This window comes from Endozoicomonas sp. ALE010 (genome assembly GCF_049310165.1).
Classification (GTDB): domain Bacteria; phylum Pseudomonadota; class Gammaproteobacteria; order Pseudomonadales; family Endozoicomonadaceae; genus Endozoicomonas.
In genome coordinates this window covers 17922-35810 of record NZ_JBLYNV010000045.1, presented here as the reverse complement: position 1 = coordinate 35810, position 17889 = coordinate 17922, and the positions used below count along the sequence as shown (strand labels likewise).

Annotated in this window: 21 protein-coding genes; 9 read left to right on the top strand and 12 right to left on the bottom strand. The window is 46.8% G+C overall.

Features of this window, described 5'->3' with window-relative positions; translation table 11 throughout:
• Positions 1–32: 32 nt before the first annotated feature.
• Positions 33–2780 (bottom strand): DNA polymerase I, encoded by a 2748-nt coding sequence (polA, locus tag ACO6UY_RS17170; RefSeq protein WP_422462043.1) that lies wholly within the window; start codon positions 2778–2780, stop codon positions 33–35.
• A 93-nt stretch (positions 2781–2873) separates the two neighbouring features.
• Here polA and ACO6UY_RS17165 point away from each other — a divergent pair, with 93 nt between their 5' ends.
• The 3 genes from ACO6UY_RS17165 (at position 2874) to ACO6UY_RS17155 (ending at position 4935) form a co-directional block, all read left to right on the top strand.
• Entirely contained in the window at positions 2874–3281 is a 408-nt protein-coding gene (locus ACO6UY_RS17165; RefSeq protein ID WP_422490731.1) for a DUF2782 domain-containing protein, read from the top strand.
• A gap of 45 nt (positions 3282–3326) precedes the next feature.
• Positions 3327–4325, top strand: a complete 999-nt coding sequence (locus ACO6UY_RS17160) for a homoserine kinase (protein ID WP_422490729.1) — start codon at positions 3327–3329, stop codon at positions 4323–4325.
• A 154-nt stretch (positions 4326–4479) separates the two neighbouring features.
• Complete coding sequence (locus tag ACO6UY_RS17155) at positions 4480–4935, top strand: hypothetical protein (RefSeq protein ID WP_422490727.1); 456 nt, start codon at positions 4480–4482, stop codon at positions 4933–4935.
• Positions 4936–5051: 116 nt separating this feature from the next.
• Here ACO6UY_RS17155 and ACO6UY_RS17150 read toward each other — a convergent pair whose 3' ends face one another.
• The 4 genes from ACO6UY_RS17150 to ACO6UY_RS17135 all read right to left on the bottom strand — a co-directional run bounded on the left by ACO6UY_RS17150 (position 5052) and on the right by ACO6UY_RS17135 (position 7282).
• Entirely contained in the window at positions 5052–5828 is a 777-nt protein-coding gene (locus ACO6UY_RS17150; RefSeq protein ID WP_422462035.1) for a J domain-containing protein, read from the bottom strand.
• A gap of 109 nt (positions 5829–5937) precedes the next feature.
• Entirely contained in the window at positions 5938–6450 is a 513-nt protein-coding gene (locus ACO6UY_RS17145) for a hypothetical protein (RefSeq protein WP_422490725.1), read from the bottom strand.
• A gap of 248 nt (positions 6451–6698) precedes the next feature.
• Positions 6699–7031, bottom strand: coding sequence for a type II toxin-antitoxin system HicB family antitoxin (locus ACO6UY_RS17140; RefSeq protein ID WP_422490723.1), 333 nt, complete (start codon positions 7029–7031; stop codon positions 6699–6701).
• Positions 7028–7282: a type II toxin-antitoxin system HicA family toxin gene (locus ACO6UY_RS17135; protein WP_422490721.1), complete on the bottom strand. Its 255-nt coding sequence runs from the start codon at positions 7280–7282 to the stop codon at positions 7028–7030. The genes ACO6UY_RS17140 and ACO6UY_RS17135 overlap by 4 nt, the downstream gene beginning before the upstream one ends.
• 191 nt (positions 7283–7473) lie before the next feature.
• On the opposite strand from ACO6UY_RS17135, the gene ACO6UY_RS17130 reads away from it, so the two are divergent.
• From ACO6UY_RS17130 to ACO6UY_RS17110, 5 genes are all read left to right on the top strand, one after another.
• A complete protein-coding gene (locus ACO6UY_RS17130; RefSeq protein WP_422490719.1) occupies positions 7474–7956 on the top strand; it encodes a Fur family transcriptional regulator in 483 nt (160 codons plus the stop codon).
• Positions 7957–7969: 13 nt separating this feature from the next.
• On the top strand, positions 7970–8743 hold the full coding sequence (gene znuC / locus ACO6UY_RS17125; protein WP_422444355.1) for a zinc ABC transporter ATP-binding protein ZnuC: 774 nt from the start codon (positions 7970–7972) through the stop codon (positions 8741–8743).
• Positions 8743–9525 (top strand): zinc ABC transporter permease subunit ZnuB, encoded by a 783-nt coding sequence (znuB, locus tag ACO6UY_RS17120; protein WP_422466250.1) that lies wholly within the window; start codon positions 8743–8745, stop codon positions 9523–9525. Before znuC ends, znuB begins: the two co-directional genes overlap by 1 nt.
• A gap of 102 nt (positions 9526–9627) precedes the next feature.
• Positions 9628–10377, top strand: coding sequence for a hypothetical protein (locus tag ACO6UY_RS17115; RefSeq protein WP_422444357.1), 750 nt, complete (start codon positions 9628–9630; stop codon positions 10375–10377).
• Between the two features lie 57 nt (positions 10378–10434).
• Positions 10435–11679, top strand: coding sequence for a hypothetical protein (locus ACO6UY_RS17110; RefSeq protein WP_422444359.1), 1245 nt, complete (start codon positions 10435–10437; stop codon positions 11677–11679).
• Between the two features lie 120 nt (positions 11680–11799).
• On the opposite strand, the gene ACO6UY_RS17105 is transcribed toward ACO6UY_RS17110, so the two are convergent.
• The 5 genes from ACO6UY_RS17105 to ACO6UY_RS17085 form a co-directional block, all read right to left on the bottom strand.
• Entirely contained in the window at positions 11800–12456 is a 657-nt protein-coding gene (locus ACO6UY_RS17105; protein ID WP_422444361.1) for an SCO family protein, read from the bottom strand.
• Positions 12457–12465: 9 nt separating this feature from the next.
• Entirely contained in the window at positions 12466–13368 is a 903-nt protein-coding gene (gene cyoE / locus ACO6UY_RS17100) for a heme o synthase (RefSeq protein WP_209275838.1), read from the bottom strand.
• Positions 13369–13370: 2 nt separating this feature from the next.
• Positions 13371–14444: a COX15/CtaA family protein gene (locus tag ACO6UY_RS17095; protein ID WP_422462027.1), complete on the bottom strand. Its 1074-nt coding sequence runs from the start codon at positions 14442–14444 to the stop codon at positions 13371–13373.
• A 100-nt stretch (positions 14445–14544) separates the two neighbouring features.
• Positions 14545–15129: a hypothetical protein gene (locus ACO6UY_RS17090; RefSeq protein ID WP_422444366.1), complete on the bottom strand. Its 585-nt coding sequence runs from the start codon at positions 15127–15129 to the stop codon at positions 14545–14547.
• 183 nt (positions 15130–15312) lie between these two features.
• Positions 15313–15999 carry an SURF1 family protein gene (locus ACO6UY_RS17085; protein WP_422490717.1) on the bottom strand — a complete coding sequence of 229 codons (687 nt, stop codon included), beginning with the start codon at positions 15997–15999 and terminating at the stop codon, positions 15313–15315.
• Between the two features lie 116 nt (positions 16000–16115).
• On the opposite strand from ACO6UY_RS17085, the gene ACO6UY_RS17080 reads away from it, so the two are divergent.
• A complete protein-coding gene (locus ACO6UY_RS17080; RefSeq protein WP_101745351.1) occupies positions 16116–16331 on the top strand; it encodes a DUF2909 domain-containing protein in 216 nt (71 codons plus the stop codon).
• 3 nt (positions 16332–16334) lie between these two features.
• Here ACO6UY_RS17080 and ACO6UY_RS17075 read toward each other — a convergent pair whose 3' ends face one another.
• Together ACO6UY_RS17075 and ACO6UY_RS17070 are read right to left on the bottom strand one after the other, a co-directional pair.
• Positions 16335–17225 (bottom strand): cytochrome c oxidase subunit 3, encoded by an 891-nt coding sequence (locus ACO6UY_RS17075; protein WP_422444372.1) that lies wholly within the window; start codon positions 17223–17225, stop codon positions 16335–16337.
• Between the two features lie 86 nt (positions 17226–17311).
• Positions 17312–17875: a cytochrome c oxidase assembly protein gene (locus tag ACO6UY_RS17070; RefSeq protein ID WP_101745352.1), complete on the bottom strand. Its 564-nt coding sequence runs from the start codon at positions 17873–17875 to the stop codon at positions 17312–17314.
• Positions 17876–17889: the final 14 nt, after the last annotated feature.

The window sequence follows — 17889 nt, the reverse complement described above, 5'->3', positions numbered from 1 at the left end:
AAGGAACCCATCAAATACATTGAAACCGTGTACTAATGGGCTTCATCCCAGTTATCCCCAATACCGGCTTCAACCAAGAGTGGAACACTGAGCTCGGCAGCACTGGACATCTGCACTTTTATCCCTTCAACAACGGCCTCAACACTCTCATTGGCAACTTCAAGCACCAGTTCATCGTGGACCTGCATAATGACACGGGCATCAAGCCCCGACGCTTGCAGCCACTCATCAACCCTGATCATCGCCTTCTTGATTATATCTGCGGCAGTGCCCTGCATAGGCGCATTGATCGCTGTTCGTTCAGCCCCCTGACGGCGCATACCATTGCTGGCATTGATTTCCGGCAGATACAGACGACGACCCAATATTGTCTCCACATACCCCTTTTCCCGGGCGAAGTTTTTGGTTGTTTCCATGTACCTTAAAACACCCGGATAACGTGCAAAGTACAGGTCGATATATTCCTGTGCCGATTTTCTGGATACCCCCAGCTGTTTGGCGAGTCCGAACGAAGACATGCCGTAGATCAGGCCAAAGTTAATGGCTTTGGCACTTCGTCGCTGATCACCCGTTACCTCATCAAGCGCCACGCCAAATACTTCAGCCGCTGTCGCCTTATGGATATCCAGCCCATGGGCAAAAGCATCCAGCAGGCCTTTATCGCCAGAGAGGTGTGCCATGATTCGCAGCTCGATCTGGGAGTAATCTGCCGCCACCAGCTGGTGACCTTCCGGTGCAATAAATGCCTGTCGCACCCGACGGCCTTCCGGTGTTCGAATGGGAATATTCTGCAGGTTAGGATCCGAGGAGGATAGTCGTCCAGTGGCGGTTACGGCCTGATGATAAGAGGTATGGATACGACCCGTCGCCCCATTAATCATCTGCGGAAGTTTCTCGGTGTAGGTGGATTTGAGCTTGCTTAAGCTTCGATGCTCAAGAATCAGCTTGGGCAGTTCATAATCCAGGGCAAGCTCCTGCAAGACCTCTTCGGCGGTTGATGGCTGCCCCTTGGGCGTTTTCTTGATAACCGGCAGTTGCAGCTTATCAAACAGAAGCTCCTGCAACTGTTTGGGTGATGATAAGTTAAATGCCTGTCCTGCCACATCGTGGGCCGCTTGCTCCAGTTCCTTGAGGCGCTGGCCAATCTCCAGGCTCTGTTGTTTGAGCAGGACACCATCCACCAGGGCACCATGGCGCTCAATACGTGAAAGAATATCCACCAGCGGCATTTCTACTTCCCGGAACACCGCCGTCAACGAAGGCTCAGCCTGTAACTGCTCCCAGATGGCAAGATGGAGACGTAGCGTAATATCCGCATCTTCTGCCGCATAGGGGCCCGCTTTCTCAAGCTCAATCTGGTTAAACGTCAGTTGTTTAGCACCTTTGCCGGCAATATCCTCATATTTAATGGTTTTATGATTCAGGTAATGCTCAGCCAGGGCATCCATATTGTGCCGGGTGGCGATGGAGTTCAAACAGTAGGACTCAAGCATGGTATCAAAAGCGGCCCCCTTGATTTGAATGTCATATCGGGCCAGCACGCTCTGGTCGTACTTAAAGTTCTGACCTACTTTCTGTTTGGCCGGGTCTTCCAGCAAAGGCTTGAGTTTTTCCAGTACCCAGTTTCTCTCCAGCTGGGCTGGTGCTCCCAGATAATCATGGGCAACGGGCACATAAGCGGCCTTGCCGGGCTCAATGGCAAATGAAACTCCCACCAGTTCAGCCACCATGTAATCCAGGCTGGTGGTTTCGGTATCAAACGCAAACAGCTCTGCCGATTCCAGCTGTGCTATCCAGTCAAGAAACTCGGTCTCCTCAGTGACCACTGAATACTCACCGGTAGTACCTGATGTTTGTTCGTCAGATTCATTGCCATCGGAAACAGAGCCTTCTTTCTCCAACTCGGCAATCAACGTCCTGAATTCGTACTCTTTAAACAGCGCTAACAGTTGCTCTTTATCAAGGGGCTGCATTTCCAGACTTTCAATGGCAACCGGCAGCTCTACATCGGTCTTGATGGTGGCCAGCTGCCGGGACAACAACACAATGTCCTTGTGCTCGGTGAACTTCTCAGCAAAGTTTTTGCTCCCCCGAAAACCAAGCGCAGCCACTTCATCCAACCGCCCGGCAATCTCATCGATACTGCCGATGCCATTAAGCAGAGCCAATGCTGTTTTCTGACCAACACCCGGCATACCCGGGATGTTATCGCTGCTATCGCCCATCAATGCCAAATAGTCAATAATCAGGCTGGCAGGAATACCAAACTTACTTTCAACACCCTGTTGATCGGTATACGCATCATTCATGGTGTCAATCAGCGACACATGCTCAGTCACCAGCTGGGCAATATCCTTATCGCCCGTGGAAATGATGGTGTTGATCTTTTTCTCGGTTGCCTGTCTGGCCAGCGTTCCAATCACATCATCCGCCTCAACACCTTCAATCATTAACAGAGGCAGGCCAAGCGCACGAACAATGTGATGTATGGGTTCTATTTGTGAGCGCAAGTCATCGGGCATTGGTTTCCGGGTAGCTTTGTACTCGCTGTACAGGTCATGGCGGAAGTTTTTTCCCCTGGCGTCAAAAATGACTGCAACATGGCTATCCTGATACTGACGCATCAGACTGCGCAACATGTTTGTCATGACCCGGATAGCGCCCGTTGGTCGGCCATCAGCCGTGCGCAGATTGGCCCGCTCAGAAGCATGAAAGGCACGATAAAGGTAAGATGAGCCGTCGACGAGTATGAGTGGCGGCGTACTGGCTTGTTCTGACATGGATTACGGACTCACTTACGATTCTGGGTAACTGGGTATAGAATGCTCCCCAGCAGTTTAATGGTTTCCACCGCAATTATCATGAGGCTCCTGATGAAACCCTTGATAAAAAGAGCGCAGTTGGTTCTGGTGTTCTTACCCTTGTTTCTTTGTGGCTGTGCGGCACAAAGTCCGGAAGGTTCAAAGCCGGAGCAGCCAACAGCCCGAACGGATAGGGGCCAGAGAGCGGTTGTGTTTACTGATGAAGCCATTAAGAAGATTCCCAGGCACCTGCGCCCTGAAGCGCTGGAGAACAGGGATGACACATCGGTCGTGATTCGTGCCGGTGATTCCAGGACTTATAAAGAGTACCGGGTCGGTGGCCAGCTTTATGCGGTTCAGGTGATTCCCAAGGTAGGTAAGCCCTACTACCTGATAGCCTCAGATAATGAAGGCAACCCCATTGATCCAACAAAACGTATCCTGCTAGTGCCTTCATGGACCATTTTTGAGTGGCACTGAGTACCAACAGAACCATAGATATAATCATCCAGGAACAGGGACTTCATGTCTGTTTATACCCATTTGACACAACAGGAAATCGAGCAACTTCTGATTCGTTATGACCTGGGTAACTTAACGTCCTTCCAGGGCATTGAAAGTGGCGTTGAGAATACCAACTACTTTCTGGATATTGATGACAAAGGCAGTCGCCAGCGCTATGTATTAACCCTCTTTGAGTATCTGCCCGCCGACACGCTGCCATTTTTTATTCACTATACGGATGAGCTTAAAGCGTTCGGCCTGCCTGTGCCCAACCCGATTCGGGATAAGAGTGGCGTTGCTCTCCAGTCGGTAAAAGGCAAACCGGCGCTGATTGTGCAATGCTTTGCCGGGCAGCACCCTGATGCTGGAAACCTCTCTCTGGACCAATGCCAGCAGATTGGTGCGATGCTGGCAAAAATCCACAAGGCAGGACAAGGTTCCTCCCTTTATCAGGAGAACCAGCGGGGACTTGCCTGGCTTGATGCCCAGCAGAAAAGACTCATTCCATTACTTGGCCAGGATGATGCCCACTTTATGGCGGAGCAATGGCACATCATCTCTGATGCTTTGCCTGCGTTTGACAATCTGCCAACCGGGCTGATTCATGGTGACCTGTTTCATAATAATGTACTGTTTGATCAGGGCAGAATCTCAGCCGTGATCGACTTCTATCAGGCCTGTAATGACTGGCTGATCTATGACCTGGCGGTTACTGTAAACGACTGGTGTCTTACCGATAGTCTTGAACTGGATGATCAGCGTACCAAAGTATTGATGGATGCCTATGCACAGGTTCGCCCTTTTACTGAGGATGAGAAAAAAGCCTGGCCATTAATATTGCAACTGGCAGCCTTCAGGTTCTGGATATCCCGACTGGTTACGTTTATTTATCCGGAATCAACGATGGATCAACAACATCAGGGCAGCCTGATTCGACAATTTCTTGATCCAAATGAATTTAAGGAAATGCTTCGATTAAGGATTAAACACGCAGATGACCTGTTAATTCTGCCTGGATGAATTAAAATAACACCACCCTGAAAACAGAGTGGTGTCGTTTTTAATTAAAAAATGTAGGTGCTATTAGCCAAAATCACTTATTACTTATCTAGCTTTTGTGAATTTTTGTTGATATCTAGTTAATTGTGTCAATTTAAGTAAAAGGAGCAAATTCTTGAAATCAATTAATAATGAAATTGTATTGAGCCAATTCATAGGAAGTACCTCTCGATGGGAAAGATATCGGCTAGCTCAGAAAACATTAAGGTATCCGGTTTATCGAGCTATAGAGGGGTATGTATTAATTAGTTTTCTGCTAAGTTTAACCTTACTGTGGATATCAAACGATACTTTTATATCATTATTAGCTTTTAACTCATACATTGTTGGCACACTGGGCGTAGTACATCACGCAAAACTGGCAGCTTACAAGCCATGGATTCTAATGGGAGCTGCATTTGAAGCATTTATATTATGGACATTATATGAATGGATTGTTAGATCATACTTTATACTGTCATACTTTTGGATTTTCTGTGTTTTCATTTTTGTGGCACGTTACTGGCAAAGAGGAGAAAGGGATGTCAACTGGAGTGCTTTTCAGACTACTCGTACGCACAAAATAATCTAATGATTTTAAATTGAAGTACTTAAATTATTGCACTGATAGCTAACACCTGCTATAGATTTCTCCGCAGTGCATAGGGAGGAAGGATGAAGCCTTAAGCCTTGGTTTTAGTTGCAGGTTCATTTGTCAGCTACTGCAAATATAACAAAAACGAAAAAGAGAACACCCAGAGAAATAATAAATGTATTTATCCCTTTATTCATTCCGTTGGGTGAACTTTGTGCTTCTTGATATTTATTATCGGCTTTGTTAGTACTGTTTCTGAATGGGAACTTTTTCTTTATTTTATTTAAAACCACATGTTCATCCAAACTCTCACCAAAAACTTTAACAGCCTTATTCAGCTCTCTTGCTGCTATTCTGTTATCGTTTAGTATGTATTTAAGTGCAGTATTTTGTATAACCTTTTTTGTACCAAAGTACTTTTCTAGGAACTGATGTTCGAGTTTTGCAGCTATAATATTAGGATTTCCAAACTCTTTTGAATCAATTATTAATAGTTTAAAGGCATACCCCAATGGCAAAGATATTTTACATAGATGATTATGTAATTCTAGTAAGTTTGGGTAATACTCTGTTGCAAAATTCCATTCATTTTCTATCTCTTCATCGGCATTATATTCATCTTTAAAGGTATTTGTTTCATAATCACTACTTTTCCCCCAGCTGTTATCATATTCTTCCCTCTTCTTTGGGTGTGAAAGTGTCTCATATGCAACATTGATTTTCTTCATTAACTCTGTTGCATACATTTTATCACCAGAATATTTATCTGGATGATATTTTTTACATAATGCCCTATACGCTGCTTTTATTACTGCATCTTCGACATCTGGTGTAAGGCCTAGCACTTTATAATGATCTTGCATTTTTAACCCCATGATTATTGCTAGCATTAAAAGAATACCATTTTTAAATTTAGCAATTCTTTTATTCGTGACAGCTAATGCTGATCTATACCCTTATTCATTAAGCGTTTTCCATCTTTTTAGAAAATATAGATACTCATAATTTTGCACACTTTCCTACAGATACACCCAATGAGTCTTTATATGGTTTATCTTCTAAACTTGAGTGAGTGAACGCTTTATGAAACCAGCCATTTGGCCTAAAACTGAAGTATTTACAATTTACTTGGGTTAATTTTTTGTTTATATCTAATGGAGTCCAAAATTCAGTGCATACTTCTGTTTCGAAAGGATAATAATGTTCACCGACAGTCCTGATATTGTAACAACCATACTCCACGTCAATCCGATCTTCACTTTTACTTTTTAACAGATTATGGCACTCCGAATAAGCAAAATCATTTTCTAACATTTCCTTACTTATTTTCTTAACAAGGTATTTGTCAGTATTAAATCTGGTTTCAACCCAATTTTTATTCTCCCAGTTAAAGCCAATACTTTTATCACCTATACAAATATATGAAGCACTTTTTTCATCCGATATTGAATTAGCACTCAAAGCTAAAGATAAAATAAACGATATAGTGATGCCACTTTTAAATATTTTCATAATATACTGGTTTGATATCTAATATTCTGAATAATTTCGGCCATTTTTAATTTTACTAAATCGAAGTATCTCAATTTATTCAAACACCTAGTGTAAAATTCAGGGGCACCATAGGTAATCTGGAACTTTTTATACGCCGGGCATGAGCATTAGCTGATGGAGTGAAAGGCCACTGTCTGCGGACCCGCATATATGGTGTTGCAGGGAGGACTGGAGAAAAACCAGTCCTAACCCGACTATGCGCAGATTTATATGCGGGATGCCCGGCTGAGTGCACTTGAAATCCATTGATTAATGCTTTGACCACTCACTTGGGCTGCTGTGGCAATCGAGGCATGGAGTTCCGGGGGAATACGAAGCGTTAATTTTCCAGAGTATGGCTGTTGAGGTTCTTTGCCAACCACGGCACAAGTTTCAAGATAATCTTCGACCGCTTCCTGAAAAGCGTTTTTAAGCTCTGCTACTGACTCACCATGAAACCCAACCCGGTCTTTTATGCCCGCAATATGACCAACAAAACATTCGTCATCATCACTATATTCCAGGCTGGCTGAATAACCTTTGTGTGTCATTGTATTCATGGCTTAACTCCAATTCTGCTTAGAAAGTCCCGTGCATCTTTCACTTGATACGGCTTTGCCTCTTTTTTAGGGTGAGGCCGATGGAAAGTTCCAATTTCCCCATCCTTATGGAATCTTACTCGAGAACCACGACCTTCAATAACTTCAGCCCCAACAGCTATAAAGAGAGATTCTATGGCTCTCCATTCTAACTGCTTGGGGTTTGATTCCTGGTAAATCGCAATAAGCGTTTTTCGGTGTTTGGCATTCATAGAGGATACTACAGGGTATGGTATCACATAATGATACCATTAATTGAGCTTTCTGAGACGTAACGCGCACAACATGATGTTTGAAGCTTGCTGCGGCCCGATGCTCTATCATTAGCTCCCTGGGCTTTTTTAGTCAGTATCAATATTCACGCGAAACTGTTATGTTATAACAAATATTAATGGCATATGTTATGCGCAAAACGGATACACCTTATACTCAACACAACCATAAAGCCTGTATTCAGCAGGCTTTAACGGAAGCTCGTGTCATTTGCCATAATCGTGGTGTCCGTCTGACCCCCCTCAGAGAAAGGGTGCTGGAACTGGTTTGGCAGAGCCATTGCCCGGTCGGAGCCTATGAAATACTGGCAGAGCTAACTCAGGGGGAATCAAAACCGGCTCAGCCCCCTACCGTATACAGAGCCCTGGACTTCCTTCAGGAACAGGGACTGGTGCATCGCCTGACATCCATTAATGCTTACCTTGGTTGCAGCCGACCCAATACGCCACATAACAGCTGCTTTCTGATCTGTACCCAATGCCGGACCACCATTGAAATTGAACACCCGACCATTGAACATTCCCTGGAAGACTGTGCCAGTGAACACGGCTTTATCATTGCGGATGCCTCAATAGAGCTGGCTGGTTTATGCACCAACTGCAAAACGAATTGAATAATCACATATTATGAATCAACCATTAATAGAGTTGAGCAATATCTGGATGAAGTTCCAGAACAGAGAGGTACTGACCGGGATCAACCTGCAGGTGAATCCCGGTGAAATCGTTACCCTGATAGGCCCGAACGGTGCAGGAAAAACCACCCTTGTACGGGTAGCCCTTGGATTACAGGAACCCACATCCGGCCAGCGCTCCGTCAGAAAAGGGCTGCGCATTGGCTACATGCCGCAAAAACTTCATATTGATGACTCCATGCCACTGACAGTCAACCGGTTCCTGAGGCTGACCGGTTGTCGTTTAACCGCCGTTCACGACGCCCTTGGGCGAACCGGCGTCAGCCATGTGCTCCAGTCTCCCCTGCAATCGCTGTCGGGTGGTGAGCTGCAAAGGGTTCTGCTGGCCCGGGCACTGCTGCATAAACCACACCTTCTGGTGCTGGATGAACCTGTGCAGGGGGTTGATGTCACCGGACAAAAGGAGCTTTACCAGCTGATCACGGAGATTCGCAACGCGTCCAGAGACCGGGAGCACTGTGCCGTGCTGATGGTGTCCCACGACCTCCATCTGGTTATGGCATCCACCGATAAAGTCATTTGCATCAATCAACACGTCTGCTGCTCCGGCCATCCTCACCAGGTTAAGCAACACCCGGCGTACCTTCGCCTGTTTGGTGGAGCGTCAGACGAACTGGCGGTATATACTCACCATCACGACCACCATCATGGCGTTGACGGGCATATTCTTGAGCCACAAAGCCCTGTATCTGAAGGAAAGCAATGATGCCGGATATTCTCTTATCTGCCTTACTGGCAGGCTATGGCGTGGCTCTGCTGGCAGCACCACTGGGCTGCTTTGTGGTCTGGCGGCGCATGGCCTATTTCGGCGATACCCTCTCTCACTCTGCTCTGCTGGGGGTTTCACTGGGGCTGATGCTGGATATCAATATCAACCTGGCCGTTATCGCCAGTTCACTGATGATCGCCGCTATCCTGGTCAGCTTCCAGGAAAAACAACAAGTGGCTTCCGACACCCTGCTGGGAATCCTTGCCCACAGTTCGCTATCCATTGGTCTGGTCACCGTCAGCTTTGCGGATAATGTTCGGGTAGATATGATGTCCTATCTGTTCGGTGACCTGCTGGCAACCGGCCCCTCGGACCTTTACTGGATTTACGGAGGAGGTGCCCTGGTTCTGGCGACGCTGGCATGGCTCTGGAAACCGTTGTTGTCCATGTCTGTTCATGCCGAGCTGGCCCAGGTGGAGGGCATTCCGGTCAGGAAACTCAGAATGACACTAACCCTGCTAATGGCCCTGGTGATCGCCGTAGCCATGAAGATAGTCGGTGTTCTGCTGATTACCTCCCTGATGATTATTCCGGCAGCGACCGCCCAGCGGCTGGCGCGCACACCAGAGCAGATGGTGATTGTTTCAGCGCTGCTTGGCATCCTTGGTGTGTCCGGAGGCCTGGCGGCTTCATGGTTTCTGGACACGCCTGCTGCCCCTTCAGTGGTTGTGGCCAGCTTTTTACTTTTTTTAATCACCCGGTTGATAAAAAGAAAGTAATAATAAAACCTGAGTCCGCAAGTTCACAATACAGAAATCTGTTCGAAAAGCCTGCTGCTCAAGGCTTTTCGTGTAAATTCACGGCAAAGTCAGGCAAACCTGATGAATATATCCTCTACAGCTAACACTATGTCTCTCCCTGCACGAACAGCGAACAACAGTATGGAGAAAAACAGCAGCGGCTCATTTGCAGGCAGGGAAACAAATCATGCAAAGACGATCAAGCTTTATATAAAGGAACCGTTTACTCTGACACGTCAGTCATTAATAAATCCGGCTATTTCCAACAAAATAACACTCCAAATCTTTCAAATTGGGGATAAAACTGATGTCTCAATTTGTGGTGACGGTGCTGATGAATACTTAATGTCACTTTTTCAAGACAAAGACGACAAGATTTCTTTTGTTGTCAAAGATCAGGATGAAACAGAGTGTGAATATCAGCCTCCAGTCACCTGGGGAAAAAGATTTGTAAAGTGGATTTCACAAGGGGCTCGTTACTGTACGACTTCCGAAGATAGCGAGTATTTGATTCCAACATGCCATCAGTTTGAACGTTTTTTACACTGTGGATCAGAAAAATACAATATCAAAATCCCTATGAACTATTATCCCTCAACAGTAGTCACTGATATAAAAATAGTTGAGCCATTTAGCTATCTGAATTTGTCGGATACATTCACACAAGAATGGATCCATTCCATGACCTACATAGGCTCCGGTTTCTGCATTGGTAAATTTGGCACAGGTTCCATTGCCATCCAGACTGTTGAAAACTCTATGTTGTATTGGAGCAATAAAGACCGTGAAAGCCCCAGGCCAATTACATTACGCACTGGTAAACTGAGTTAAAGCTTTATGAGAATTTCACCCTGACCAAAATTTAGGCAGGAAGTAACGAGAGAAGTTATGAAAATAAATTTTCCAAATATTTCTGAACACAGCGAATATGCTCAATCGTTTGCCCGGTTACAGATTTCACCCAAAAATTTTGTCTCAACTGAACAGGATCCAGTTGAATCCGTTGATATTGATGAAGGAAAACATTATCTGGTCTGCGTTGAGCACGGCTTTAGAAAAATTGGCATACTGCCTGCGGATATCCAAATATTACTAAAAAGAGATCTTGATATTAGTACTTCAGGGGTAGCTTCTCAAAAAGCACTGAAAAAAGCCGAACCAGCTTCGCAGCAGCCCAGTGTTTCCGGGGAACAACGTCCTGCAAAAACACCTTCGCCAGAAGAAGATGAAGAGTTAACTCCATGGTTTATTAAAGAAATGGCAGGGAAACTTTTAACCAGAAAAATTCTGGTCATCGAAGAACCATTTCAAGTGAAACCTAAAGTAGGGGAATTGGCAGTATATTTAGGAATGATCAGTGATGAAAAAAAATTACCAAGATTTGCCAGAAATACAAAAGTGCTTACAGAAACAACGGATGGATCACTTGCGATGGCTGCCAAAGTGATTACTAATCAACTTTATACTCGGTATTCTGAGGTAACCATTTTAAAGGGCAGTACGACAACAGATAAAATAACTACTTTGAATGCTCCTCTCAAGCGTACATTAGCGGACATTGCTATCGATGTCATCATTACAAAATATCATGACGCTGTTGCGTACAGAAAGGAACTGGCCCGATGGCTGCCAAATCACCCATTAGTAGTCTACATGAAACAGTTGGAAGCTTTAACCACTAAAATTCCTGATTATAAACCGTTGGATGATGAAACAAACAGTAAAACCAATCAACAAAAAAAAGCAATTATTAATTACATCAAAAAAATCAAACAACCATTAATCAATTTGCTAAAGGAACATTATCATCTGCGTTTTATTGAAGCGCACACACCAGAAGAGGATCTCCAGGAAGCGATTGATTATTATCAAAGAAGAACCACCATTCCTGTTCTCGACCTGGCCCAGCTTGATGAGGAATTGTTAAAGCCACACGGTATTGAAACCTTTCTTGATATTCACGCCTTCTTCAAGACACCTTTAATGAATATGAATAAAAAAAATAATTTCAAACATAAAATACGAACGCCTGAGGAAGGTGAAAACTTCACACAATTGGCGAATTTAGCCATTGATCTGGTTTATGAAATCAGTAAATTTATCGAGCTTGAAATGATTCCGACCGATTCTTGACCCATCGTACTTTCGATCAGACCGCTGCCACGTAAAAACTTTTGGTTGGAACTCTCTATTAATTTGCAAAGCCAGCATCCGCTGGCTTTAACATCAAAAAGATTGTAAAAAAGTCAAGACTCAATGACTCTTGTCAATACTTAACAACACAGTCCTGAGCTTACCGGGTTCCAACGGTGGCCGTATAAACCCGTGATAGTGTCCTTGCGGATTAACCAGGGCCAGATTGGCACCGTGATCCACCAGATAAAACTCATCCTCAGGATCAACCACCGGGGTGAACGGGACATTCATCTGAACCGCCAGGTTATAAACACCCGCTATTTCTCCGGTAATGCCGGTGAAGTCCTTATTAAAGTAGGGCACATAGCCTTTCAGTTTGTCAGGGGTGTCTCTTCGTGGGTCCACCGTCACCATCAGGTACTGCATCTCTTTCGCCAGGCTCGGTGACTTCTCCTTGAGCAATGCGTCCAGCTTATTTAACTGACTAAGCGTGGCCGGGCAGATATCAGGGCAGAAGGTAAAACCGAAATAGACCAGGCTCCAGCGCCCCTTAAGATTTTCTGCGACAAATGGCTGGCCGTTATGGTCAACCAGCCCTTCCATGGTGAAAGCCCTGGGTGTTTCAAACACCACCGCTCCCATTTGTTGGAGCTGCTCTTTGGATAACGCTGGCTTGTTGATAAATTTATTCGCCGTCACCCCGAGCACAACAGCGACGGCTGCCAGTAAAATAGTGACCGTCTTTTTCACCCCTTTACTCCTTTCTGTGTCCACAGGGACTCCTTACACCCAGAGATAAAATGAATAGTGGTCCACCAGTAACACCACAAATAACAGCATCAAATAGGTAATTGAAAACCTGAAGGTCTTGATGGCGGCATGAGGTCTGCTGTCACGGAGCAGAACAATGGACCAGTATAAAAAGCGTGCTCCCAGAATGGTTGCACCCACCAGATAGATCACCCCACTCATACCCGTCAGGAATGGCAACAGGGTAACCATAAACATGATGATGGTATAGAGCAGAATATGAAGTTTGGTGTAAGCCTCACCATGGGTAACTGGCAACATGGGAACATCCGCTTTGGCGTACTCCTCCTTGCGATGGATTGCCAGGGCCCAGAAGTGAGGGGGCGTCCAGGCAAAAATAATCAGTACCAGCAAAAGGCCATGGCCTTCAAACTGTCCGGCCACGGCAGTCCAGCCGAGCAGGGGAGGAGCCGCCCCGGCCAAACCACCAATAACAATATTCTGTGGTGTTGCCCGTTTCAGAATCAGCGTATACACCACTGCATAGCCCATCAGGGACGCGAATGTTAACCAGGCGGTCAGAGGATTAACCAGCACAAACAGCATGGCCATTCCCAGCGAACCAATAATAAAGGCAAAAATGACCGCCTGGAGCGGTTCAACCCGACCAGTGGCCACCGGACGATTATGGGTTCTCGCCATCACCGTATCGATCTGTCGGTCAACGACATGATTGATCACTGCTGCGGCACCGGCACACAGAGCAATGCCCAGGTTACCAAAGAACAGAATATCCAGCGGTACCCAACCGGGTGTTGCCAGGTACATACCAATAACCGACGTTAAGATCATCAGCGCGACCACCTTAGGCTTGGTCAGCTCAAGATAATCCTTCCAGTGGGCACTCCCTGCCGGTAATACATTACTTTGACTCATGCTCAGCCCTCTCTTTCCTGCAAATCCTGCAAACTGTTGTTCAAACCACTTTTCTTAAGAGCACCGCCGAATAAGAAGTAGTTATAGGCCACCAGTGATAACAACAACAAGGCACCTCCCAGGTTATGGGCTACGGCAATGCTCAGCGGCAGGCTCCAGATGATATTGCTCAGGCCAAGAGCCACCTGGACCGTCAACATAACCATAACCAGCAGCATCAGTTTTCGAACCGTTGATCCTACAGAACCGCCAACCCTGAAAGACACCCTGAGCGCAATAAGCATTTGCAACGCCAGCAATATTACTATCAGTATTGCTCCTACTCTGTGGGCAAAATGTATGGCGGTTCTGGCCTCAGCATGCAGTTGCCCACCCAGATAATTCGGACCAATGTCCTGCCCGACATCAAATCCCTCTGCAAAATTCATGGGCGGGAGCCACTGCCCCTGACACATTGGCAGATCAGGACAGGCAAGGGCTGCATAGTTAGAGCTGGTCCAACCACCCAGACTGACCTGACCAACCACCAATACCAGACTGAATACTGCCAGCCACTTCAGAAACAGGAACGGCTTATCCGGCACCTTTTCTCGATGCACACCAGACAACCTCAACGTTAAGAGAAACAACAGACTGAAGGTGGCAAAACCACCCAGTAAATGAGCAGTTACAACCTGAGGCCATAGTTTTAGTGTGACGGTCCACATACCAAAAGCGGCCTGCAGGGTAATCAGTGCAAGGATCAGAATGGGCAGCTTGAACGGCTGGCCCGGCTCACGCCGGTATCTGAATGCCTGAATAACAATCATCAACACCAGGAGCATCAGGGAGCCAGCCACATAACGGTGGATCATCTCTGCCCACCCCTTATCAACTTCAACCGGGGCCTCCGGAAAGAGTGACTCGGCATGGGCAATCTCCTGCTGAGTATCCGGCACAGTCAGAAAACCATAACAGCCGGGCCAGTCAGGACAGCCCAGCCCGGCATGCACCAGCCTGGTATAGGCACCCACACCAACCACAATGCTTGCCAGCAGCGTTGCGATCAGCGCCAGATAAAATCCTTTTTTCTTCATTGCCACTCCAGTGAGTTGACTACCCATTACCAACCCTTTTTTTAACCAAAAAATACCACATTAAACAAAAACCAATGACTCAATAATCATTTAGTACCCATTAACCGATATTGGACGCTTTCAGCAGCTTTTGCAGATCTTTCAGCACATCACCACCGGGCTGATCAACCCGGTATCCCATGATCAGATTACCCAGCGGATCAATGATAAAAATACGGTTCTCTGGCCAGTGCTTAAGGCCGAGCGCTGTTTGCACATGGTTTTTGTCCGCGTTCAGCCAGTAAATGCCCGGATGTTCCGTTTCAAGTTCTGAGGAGGGCACCGGTTTTTCCGGAGCAATGTAAAACCGGGTCACCCGTTCAGACTCTTTTCCCAGGGCAATATGCACCTGACGGGTTTTATACAGGCTGGCGACACAATCAGACTCTTCACAACGGGCACTGCCAAACACCACCACTCGCCAGAGGCCCTCTGTTTCTGCGGCATCTACACGCTTTTCACCGTCCTGAAGATGCAGTGCGGCAAACTGGGCGGGTGGTAGTAAAAGCTCGCCTTTATTGCTTCTTCCTTCTGGTATCCATGCCCCGGTAAAGTACATAATCCAGGCCAACCCCATGGCCATGGATGGGATCAAAATGACAAGGGCAAGCTGCAGCCGATTCTTATTCGTGGTTGTCTTGGTCATGATCACCTCACACGTCATGCTTGTTCTTAAGTAGTTGGCCGAATGGAATCTTATTTTCTGGCTAAGTGGGCAGTTACTATGCAAGGCACAACGTAGGGAGCATAGCCGTAGCTATGTGACCGTAGTTGTAACGCCGCAGAGTGACTGTCCACTTAGTCAGAAAATATGATTTCATTTGGTTAACTACTTATGGTTCTTACCTGAGCGGATCATCTGGAACCCATACAGCAAGAGCAGGACCAGTGCCATGGCAAACCATTGAAAGGCGTAGCCCAGGTGCTTCTCTGATTTCAGATTAATCACCATTGGGCGCATCTGTTCAGCACCCGGCTGACCCGCTCTGAGCACCATGTAAAAATCCGGCGTCGTGCTCTCCATGGCTTCCGATATTTTCAGTGAGTCAAACGCCTGGATGCGTTTCGGCCAGCCTTCTTCCCAGATGTCTTCCGCCAGCATAAAGGGTTTGCCCAAGGGCTTATACGCAAAGCCGGTCAGTATCAGATGCTCCGGATCTGTCATCACCTCCGGCAGTCGTTCCCGATCACCAGCGACAATCCAACCCCGGTCAATCAGCAACCATGCTCCGTCATCGGTCAGAAACGGAATGAACAGCTCATACCCGGCCTCGCCCTGGAAAACCTGATTATCCAAAAGAAAGTAGCGATCCGGGTCAAACCGGCCGCTCACCGTAAAAGGGAGATACAACGGATCTTCGTGACGTTGAGCCTGGGAAAGTGACAACGGCTCAAGAGCATGGCGAGACTCATAAGCCTGCTCCAGCATCAACTTTTGCTCGTAACGTGATAGCTGCCAGAAGCCCAGACTCACCAGTACCGGCAGGGTGGCAATCACTAACAGGGTCAACTTCAATCTGAATCCAAACATCAAGTGAACGGTCTTCTATGCTATTGTGTCCCAGAAAGTGCGGAAAATACTGAGTTCATCTCAGGAGTTTGCCTTGTGGATAACTTTCTTGAGCCAGGAATATGTGGATAAAATTCGTCGTTATTGTTCTTTTTATTGCCGTGGTTATCAGTCTGGGTACCGGCTTTTATTTTTTGCTGACTGAGAAGAAGAGTTCGCCCAAACTGCTGAACTCCCTGAAAGTTCGTATCGGTCTCACTGTTTTGATTATGGTGATTATTGTCGCCGCCTGGCTTCATGGAGATATCCACAGCCAGGCACCCTGGTTGTATCGATAACCGTTAAATCAGATAAACGAAAATAAACAGTCCAACCCATACCACATCTACAAAGTGCCAGTACCAGCTGGCGGCTTCAAAGGCAAAATGGTTATCTGCCTCAAAATGTCCCTGAAAAACCCGGACAAGCATCACCGCCAGCATAATGGCTCCCAGTGTTACATGTGCACCGTGAAAACCGGTCAACAAGAAGAAGGTTGAGCCATAAATACCAGCACTGAGGGTCAACCCCAGTTCGTTATAGGCCTCGATGTACTCTTCAACCTGGAAAAACAGGAATGCGGTGCCGAGCACCAGCGTCAGGATCAACCACAGTTTTATCTTGTAGCGGTCATTAGCGCGCAGTGCGTGGTGGGCCAGTGTCAGTGTGATACTGGAAGCAACCAACAGAAGCGTGTTCAACAGCGGCAGGTGAAAGGGATCCACAACATCAGCAGCGCCAACAAAAAGATCATTGTCCGGATTTACCATCAGTGGCCAGCTCGCAGTAAAATCTGGCCAGAGCATCTCGTGGGTCATCGCCCCTTCACCCTCACCGGCAAGCCAGGGGACGGCCAGAACCCGAACATAGAACAGGGTGCCAAACAGTGCGGCAAAAAACATCACTTCGGAAAAAATAAACCAGAACATTCCCCAGCGGAATGTCCGGTCCATCTGTGGACTGTAAAGCCCGGCCCGGGACTCCTGGATGACATTGCCGAACCAGCCAAACAGCATCCAGGCCATAATCAGGCCACCGGCGTAAAACACATAGTGTGCACTAGAGTCCTTAACACCGGCGCTCATGTCATTCATCATCATGCCGGCCCCAAGAAGGGTCAGAAAAAGTCCAATAGACGCAATGATTGGCCATTTACTCTGGGCCGGAACGTAGTAGGTACCTTCGGTAGCCATAGTACTTTCTTTCACCTCTCCTGATCTGACAGGGAGTACGCCTTTTCTCCCGAACAATCTTCTTTAGAAAATAAAGCTCAAAACACTCAGTTCAAATGGGTTACATCAAACAGCGTATAAGACAAGGTTAGCTTTTTTATATGCTTCGGCAGGTCCTGATCGACGATAATCCGCAGTGGCATCACCTTTTCTTCCCATGGCTGCAACGTCTGTGTGGTAAAACAAAAACACTCGACCTTATGCAGAAAGTTGGTGGCTTCAAACGGCGTCACACTGGGAATGGCCTGGCCCACTATTGTTTTACCCGTGGGGTTTTTCGCAACAAAGTTTAGCAGGCCCGGTTCGCCGGGATGCACCGTGACCTGGGGAGTGCTGGGGTAAAAGTCCCAGCTCATGCCCGCATTCTTCGTGGCCACAAACTGCACCTTGATATCGCGGCTGGTATCCACTTTGGCTTCTGCCGCCTTGTACATGTATGGGTCAGGATCCGTCTTGCCGTTCAGGCCAGTCACCTGACAGAACACGTTGTACAGTGGCACCATGGCAAAACCAAAACCGAACATGCCACAAGCTACGAGTATGGAGCGAATGACAGTACGGCGAGTTGAATGCTCGATGGCTTCAGGCTGCTCTCTATCCTGTTCACTCATACAGACTCCTGTCG

What these genes read in the sequence shown, in the direction of transcription:
- ACO6UY_RS17140 (WP_422490723.1), bottom strand. Translation starts at nt 7,031, where the DNA reads ATGAATACAATGACACACAAAGGTTATTCAGCCAGCCTGGAATATAGT.
- ACO6UY_RS17130 (WP_422490719.1), top strand. Translation starts at nt 7,474, where the DNA reads ATGCGCAAAACGGATACACCTTATACTCAACACAACCATAAAGCCTGT.
- ACO6UY_RS17145 (WP_422490725.1), bottom strand. Translation starts at nt 6,450, where the DNA reads ATGAAAATATTTAAAAGTGGCATCACTATATCGTTTATTTTATCTTTA.
- ACO6UY_RS17075 (WP_422444372.1), bottom strand. Translation starts at nt 17,225, where the DNA reads ATGGCTACCGAAGGTACCTACTACGTTCCGGCCCAGAGTAAATGGCCA.
- znuC (WP_422444355.1), top strand. Translation starts at nt 7,970, where the DNA reads ATGAATCAACCATTAATAGAGTTGAGCAATATCTGGATGAAGTTCCAG.
- ACO6UY_RS17165 (WP_422490731.1), top strand. Translation starts at nt 2,874, where the DNA reads ATGAAACCCTTGATAAAAAGAGCGCAGTTGGTTCTGGTGTTCTTACCC.
- ACO6UY_RS17080 (WP_101745351.1), top strand. Translation starts at nt 16,116, where the DNA reads ATGTGGATAAAATTCGTCGTTATTGTTCTTTTTATTGCCGTGGTTATC.
- polA (WP_422462043.1), bottom strand. Translation starts at nt 2,780, where the DNA reads ATGTCAGAACAAGCCAGTACGCCGCCACTCATACTCGTCGACGGCTCA.
- ACO6UY_RS17095 (WP_422462027.1), bottom strand. Translation starts at nt 14,444, where the DNA reads ATGAAGAAAAAAGGATTTTATCTGGCGCTGATCGCAACGCTGCTGGCA.
- znuB (WP_422466250.1), top strand. Translation starts at nt 8,743, where the DNA reads ATGCCGGATATTCTCTTATCTGCCTTACTGGCAGGCTATGGCGTGGCT.
- ACO6UY_RS17090 (WP_422444366.1), bottom strand. Translation starts at nt 15,129, where the DNA reads ATGACCAAGACAACCACGAATAAGAATCGGCTGCAGCTTGCCCTTGTC.
- ACO6UY_RS17110 (WP_422444359.1), top strand. Translation starts at nt 10,435, where the DNA reads ATGAAAATAAATTTTCCAAATATTTCTGAACACAGCGAATATGCTCAA.
- ACO6UY_RS17150 (WP_422462035.1), bottom strand. Translation starts at nt 5,828, where the DNA reads ATGCTAGCAATAATCATGGGGTTAAAAATGCAAGATCATTATAAAGTG.
- ACO6UY_RS17135 (WP_422490721.1), bottom strand. Translation starts at nt 7,282, where the DNA reads ATGAATGCCAAACACCGAAAAACGCTTATTGCGATTTACCAGGAATCA.
- cyoE (WP_209275838.1), bottom strand. Translation starts at nt 13,368, where the DNA reads ATGAGTCAAAGTAATGTATTACCGGCAGGGAGTGCCCACTGGAAGGAT.
- ACO6UY_RS17070 (WP_101745352.1), bottom strand. Translation starts at nt 17,875, where the DNA reads ATGAGTGAACAGGATAGAGAGCAGCCTGAAGCCATCGAGCATTCAACT.
- ACO6UY_RS17160 (WP_422490729.1), top strand. Translation starts at nt 3,327, where the DNA reads ATGTCTGTTTATACCCATTTGACACAACAGGAAATCGAGCAACTTCTG.
- ACO6UY_RS17115 (WP_422444357.1), top strand. Translation starts at nt 9,628, where the DNA reads ATGAATATATCCTCTACAGCTAACACTATGTCTCTCCCTGCACGAACA.